Annotated in this window: 1 pseudogene; it reads left to right on the forward strand. The window is 69.0% G+C overall.

Annotation, left to right across the window (positions count from 1 at the left end):
- A pseudogene (locus tag RTM68_RS16040) lies at positions 1–6,776 on the forward strand (AraC family transcriptional regulator); the annotation flags it as partial.

Below are 6,776 nucleotides of genomic sequence, written 5' to 3' on the forward strand. Positions count from 1 at the left end.
CGGGTGGTGTGACCGGCATCGTCACCGGTACCGGCACACCCCCCACCGGAGCACCCGTCTCGGCGTCCGATCCCGCGACCGTGCCGCTGACCGCTGCGCCTGTTCTCGCGGTCACCAAGGACGACTCCGCGACCGGCGGTGGAGCGGGCGACACCATCACGTATTCGTTCACCATCGCGAACAACGGCAACGTCACCCTGTCCGGTGTCGTGCTCTCCGACACCCTCGCCGGTCTCAGCACTCCGACGATCGCCTGGCCCGGCGTCGAACGGGTGCTTGCTCCGGGCGAGGTGGCGACCGCGACGGCGAGCTACCTCATCACGCAGGCCGATGTGGATCGTGGCGAAGTGACGAACACGGCGTCGGCGCGCGCAGCCGCCCCGGGCGGAACGGAGATCACCGCTTCGTCCGAGGAGGTCCTCACCTCGCTCGATGCTCCCGCACCCGCGGTCGAGACGACGAAGTCGGCGCAGATCGCCGGCGCGGGAACGGGTGTCCTCGGCGACGTGATCGACTATCGCGTCGAGGTGCGCAACGCGGGCAACGTGACCCTGGACGACGTCGGGATCGTCGACGTCCTCGAAGGTCTCTCGGACATCTCTGTGGTCTGGCCGGGAGCTCAGGGGGTCCTTGCCCCGAACGAGACCCTTGTCGGAACGGCGCGCTACGTGATCACCCAGGCCGATGTCGATCGCGGTTCCGTCTCGAACGTCGCCACCGGCTCGGGCACGGACCCGTCCGGAACGGTCGTCGAGGATCCGTCCGATGACATCGTCGTCGATCTCGTCGACGCGGCCCCGGATGCGACGTTCACCAAGGGCGGGGTGCTCGAACCCGGTGCGACGGGACGCGCCGGCGACGTCGTGCGGTACTCGTTCAGACTCGACAACACGGGAAACGTCACCCTTCGCGATGTCTCCGTCGCCGATCCGCTGCCGGGGCTGTCGGATGTCGAGATCGCATGGCCGGGGGAGCCCGGCGTCCTGGCTCCCGGGCAGGGTGCCGACGCATCCGCGGACTACGAGCTCACGCAGGCCGACGTCGACAGCGGGTCTGCCGCGAACTCCGCGACCCTGACCGCGAGCGCGCCCGACGGATCCGCGATCGAGCGGCCGGCGTCGACGACGGTGCCGATCGACGAGGCGGCCGAACTCACGACCGTCAAGACCGGACAGATCATCGATGGGGGAATCGGTGCCGTCGGCGACGTGATCGAGTACCGTCTCGTCGTCACGAACACCGGGAACGTCACCGTGCAGGAGGGTCGTCTCATCGACCGGCTCGCCGGACTCTCGCTGCCCGAGATCGCGTGGCCCGGCCCTGAGGGCGAGCTGCTCGTCGGCGACACCGTGGTCGGAACCGCGCGATACACGCTCACCCAGGCCGACGTCGATCGCGGCTTCGTGCGCAACATCGCCGGTGTCGAGGCGGTCACGGCCCAGGGGACGCCCGTCGTCGCAGACTCCAATCCGGTGACCATCAACACCGTCCAGCCCGCTGCCGCACTGACCGTCACGAAGGACGGCATCGTCGACGGATCAGGCGCCGTCGGCAGCACGATCGACTACACCTTCACCATCACGAACTCCGGCAATGTCACGGTCAGCGCCATCGCGCTGACGGATGCCCTGCCGGGGCTCACCGTGCCGGAGATCACCTGGCCCGGGGCGGATGCCGCACTCGCGCCGGGGCAGTCGGCCACGGCGACCGCCGAGTACACGATCACGCAGGCCGACATCGATGCCGGTTCGATCGTCAACACGGCGACCGCGAGCGGCAGCTCACGAGGCGGTCCGGTGACCAGTCCTGCCGCGATCGAGACGGTCGACACCCAGGGCATCCGCGCATCGATCGAGGTCGACAAGACAGCGACGCTGGCGCCCGATGCCGAGGGCGTCGCCGGCGATGTCGTCACCTGGGGATACTCGCTGCGCAACACGGGCAACGTCACGCTCACCGGAGTCACGCTCGCCGACCGACTCGAAGGCTCGTCGGAGGCCGAGTACGTCTGGCCCGATCCGGCGCGACCGGGTGTGCTCCTTCCCGGCCAGACGGTGACGGCGTCGTCGGCGTACGTGCTCACCCAGGCCGACATCGACCGCGGCAGCGTGTCGAGCGCCGTCGACGGAACAGGCACACCGCCGCGCGGTGCGGCGGTATCGGGCTCTGCGACGTCCGGAGTCCAGATCGCGGCGCGCCCCGACCTCGTCGCGACGAAGTCGGGCGTCGTGCAGGGGCAGGGCGGCGTGGGCGACCGCATCGACTACAGCTTCGGCATCACGAATGACGGAAACGTGACGCTGACACTCGTCGATCTGGCCGACGCGCTGGTCGGCGTCAGCGATCCGGTCTTCGAGTGGCCGGGGGAGCCCGGCATCCTGGCCCCCGGCGATTCCGTCGATGCGACTGCCGGCTACACGATCACGCAGGCCGACGTCGATCGCGGATCGGTGACGAACATCGCGACCGCGAGCGGCAAGCCTCCGGTCGGCGACACGATCACCGCCAGCACACCTCCGACGATGACGGACGTCGCGCCGGCCGCACCCGAGCTGACGACGGGCAAATCGGCGACCGTGCGCGGCGACGGGGCCGTCGGTGACATCGTCGACTATGCATTCACGATCGAGAACACCGGAAACGTGACAGTGTCGGGCATCACGCTCGCGGACCCGCTGCCGGGCCTGTCGATTCCGGATGTGCGCTGGCCGGACGAGCCGGGCGTGCTCGCACCCGGGGCCCGTGCCACAGCGACGGCGAGCTATGCGATCGTGCAGGGCGATGTGGATGCCGGGGAGGTCGTGAACACGGCCGCCGCCTCGGGAACGGCGCCGAACGGCAGCTCCGTGACCGACCCGTCCGACGAGGTCCGCGTACCCACTGCTTCCGCGGATCCCGCGTTGCGCATCGAGAAGAGCGGCGCACTCACCGCAGGATCGACGGGGCAGGTCGGCGACGCGGTGCAGTTCGCGTTCGCGATCGTGAACGACGGGAACCAGACGCTCCGAGAGGTGACCCTCTCCGATCAGCTCTCCGGTCTGAGCGACATCACCGTGACCTGGCCCAGCGATGATCCGGCGGCCGTGGGTGTCCTGCCTGTCGGGGCCGAAGCACGGGGGACTGCGACATATCTGCTCACCCAGGCGGACATCGACGCCGGCTCGGTGGCGAACGCGGTCTCGGCGACTGCCACGACGCCGTCCGGTGACGCGGTCGACGCCTCGGACGCCCACACCGTGCCGGTGCCCAGGACCCCGCAGCTGTCCGCGGTGAAGTCGGGTGTGCTGGCGGCGGGTGACATCGGCGTGGTGGGCGACACGATCGAGTACGCGGTGGTGGTGACGAACACGGGAAACGTGACGGTGACCGACGGCGTTCTCGTCGACCCGAAGCCCGGTCTGCGCGACGTGACCATCGCGTGGCCGAACCCTGCGGCCCCCGGTCGGCTCGGCGTGGGTGAGTCCGTCACGGGTCGTGGCTTCTACGACATCACGCAGGCCGACGTGGATGCCGGTGAGGTGGTCAACACCGCGCGGGTGTCTGCCACGGCCCCGGGTGGGTCGCGGGTCGCTGCGGTGACGAATACGGTGCGGGTGAGTACGGTTTTGCCTGCTCCGGGGTTGGTGGTGTCGAAGTCGGGTGTGTTGGTTGATGGTGGTGGTGTGGGTGATGTGGTCTCGTATGAGTTCGGGGTGACGAATACGGGCAATGTGTCGGTGTCGGGTGTGGTGTTGTCGGATGCGGTGCCGGGTGTGGTGTTGTCGGATGTGGTGTGGCCGGTGGCGGGTGCGCCGGGGGTGATCGCGCCGGGTGAGACGGCGACGGCGTCTGGTGAGTATGTGATCGTGCAGGCGGATGTGGATGCTGGTCGTGTGGTGAACACGGCGTCGGCGTCGGGTGTGCCGGCGCGGTCGGAGGCGATTTCGGTGTCGTCGCCGGAGAGTGTGGTGGAGACCGAGGCTGCGGTGCCGGTGGTGTCGGTGTCGAATGCGGGGGCGTTGGCTCCGGGTGCGGTGGGTCGTGCGGGTGATGTGGTCACGTGGAGTTACGTGTTCACGAATGAGGGGAATGTGACGCTGGGGGGTGTGGCTCTGGCGGATGCGTTGGCGGGTGTGTCTGCTCCGGAGTATGTGTGGGAGGGGGCTGTGGGTGTTCTGGTTCCTGGGCAGTCGGTGCGTGCGACGGCGTCGTATGTGTTGACGCAGGCTGATGTCGATGCGGGTGGTGTGACCGGCATCGTCACCGGTACCGGCACACCCCCCACCGGAGCACCGGCGACCGCGAGCGCCCCGGCGACGGTGCCGCTCTCCGGCTCGTCGGGACTCGTCCTGACGAAGACCGGTGCCCTCGACCGAGCAGGGCAGAACGGTGCGGGCGACGACGTGACCTTCGGGTTCCGCATCGAGAACACAGGAACCCTGACGCTGTCGGACGTCCGCATCATCGACGATCTCGCCGGCATCGGCCCGATCGCCGTCCAGTGGCCGGGCGCAGAGGGCGCCCTCGCCCCGGGGCAGGTGGCCATCGGCTCGGCGTCGTACGCGATCAGCCAGGAGAACGTCGACCGCGGGTCGGTCGAGAACACGGCCTCGGTCCGCGGCACCACGCCCGGCGGCGACACGGTGGTCGCGCAGTCGACCATGACCCCGATCCCGACGAGCGCGCACGCTCCTGCGATCCGAACGGTGAAGGGCGGCGCGTACGTCAGCGGATCCGGTGGGGTGGGCAGCGTGATCGAGTACACCTTCGACATCACGAACACCGGCAATGTGACTCTTCGCCTGATCCGGTTGCAGGACGACCTGGCGGGTCTGAGCACTCCGGAGATCGAGTTCCCGTCGACCACCGGCATCCTGCCTCCGGGCGGTACGGCGAGCGGGGTCGCCCGGTACACGGTCACGCAGGCCGACGTCGACGCGGGGTCGATTCGCAACGTCGCGACCTCGTTCGGCACCTCGCCGCGCGGAACGGTGGTGTCGGACAGCTCCGACCCCTTCGTCATCCGAACGGACCCGCCGACCGGCCCGGATCGGTCGATCGAGACCACGCAGACCGCGACTCTGGCCGCTGGCGACGCCGGCATTCTCGGAGACACCGTCGAGTACACCTTCCGGATCCGGAACACCGGCAACACGACGCTCGAGGACGTGCGCCTCGACAACACGGTGAGCGGATTGACCGGTTTCGTCTACACCTGGCCCGACGCCGCGAACCCGGGACGACTGCTTCCGGGGCAGAGCGTGGTCATCACGGCTCTCCACACGGTCACGCAGTCCGACGTGGATGCGGGATCTGTCCGGAACGTCGCCACCGGTACCGGTGAACAGCCGTCCGGCTCCGAGGTGACCGACGATTCGTCGCTCACCGTTGTCCCGCTGGCCGACGGCTCCGGCTCGCTCGCGGTCACGAAGACGGGTGTGCGCCAGGGGGCGGGTGCTGTCGGCGACCGGATCGACTACTCGTTCGTGATCACGAACACGGGGACTCTCACGGCATCGTCCGTGACGCTCGCCGACGGCCTGGCAGGTCTCTCGGAGATCTCGTACGCGTGGGCCGGGACACCTCGCGTCCTGGCACCGGGACAGTCGGTCGTGGCCAGCGCGTCGTATGACATCCGTCAGGCCGACGTCGATGCCGGAACGGTTAGGAACATCGCCACCGCGGGAGCCCGGCTGCCCGACGGCGGCGGGGTCACTGCGACCTCGCCGACGTCGATCATTCCGACGGTCGCCTCGGCGCCGTCCATCGATCTCGAGAAGGAGCAGGTCTACACCGACGGCGCCATCGGGTATCCGGGCGACGTGGTCGATTACACCTTCAGCTTCCGGAACACGGGCAATGTCACGCTGCGCGGCGTGACGCTCGGCGATGGTCAGGCGGGCCTCGAGGGGCTGCAGATCACCTGGCCGGGTGAACCCGGCGTGCTGGCCCCGGGGCAGGTCGCCACAGCGGTGGCGCGGTACACGCTCACGCAGACCGATGTCGACGCAGGTCGCATCGCCTCGGATGCCGTCGTCACGGGCACCGGAGCGGGCGTCGTCGTGCGCGACATCGACGCCGGGGAGAACCTCGTCGCTCCCATGCCGGGACTCGAGCTCGAGAAGACCGCGGTGATCGACGGACCGGTGCAGCAGGGGAGCGCGATCAGCTACACGATGACGGTCACGAACACGGGCAACGTCACCCTCAGCGGTGTGGCGGTGACCGATGCGCTCGAGGGCCTCGGCACCCCGACGGTGACGTGGCCCGGTTTTCCCGGCGTTCTGACATCGGGGCAGGCCGCAACGGTCACGGCGACGTACGTGATCGGCCAGGACGATGTCGACCGGGGGTATGTCGACAACGCGGCGTCGGCGGTCGGAACCACTCCGAGTGGCGGCACGGTCGCCGACGAGGATTCCGTGCGCGTCGAGGTCCCGAATCAGTCTCGCATCCAGCTCGATATGACCATCTCGGTCAAGGACGGTGAGCAGGGCTATGCCGGGGACACGCTCGTCTTCCGGTACACGGCGACGAACACCGGCACGACCACCCTGACCGGGGTGTCGATCACAGACCTGTTCCCGGGGCTCTCCCCGCTGGAGTACCGGTGGCCGGGCGAGCCGGGTGTGCTGCTTCCCGGTCAGAGCGTGATCGCCGGCGCCACCGTGGTCATCACCGAGGCAATGGAGGGCACGGTGGTATCGTCCCGGGCGGTGGTGTCGAGTGTGGAAGCGGAGAGTGGTGAAGTGGTGAGAGATGCCGCGAACGACTCCGTGCCGCTCCCCGACCGCGGT

This window comes from Microbacterium sp. (assembly GCF_031988965.1).
GTDB lineage: Bacteria > Actinomycetota > Actinomycetes > Actinomycetales > Microbacteriaceae > Microbacterium.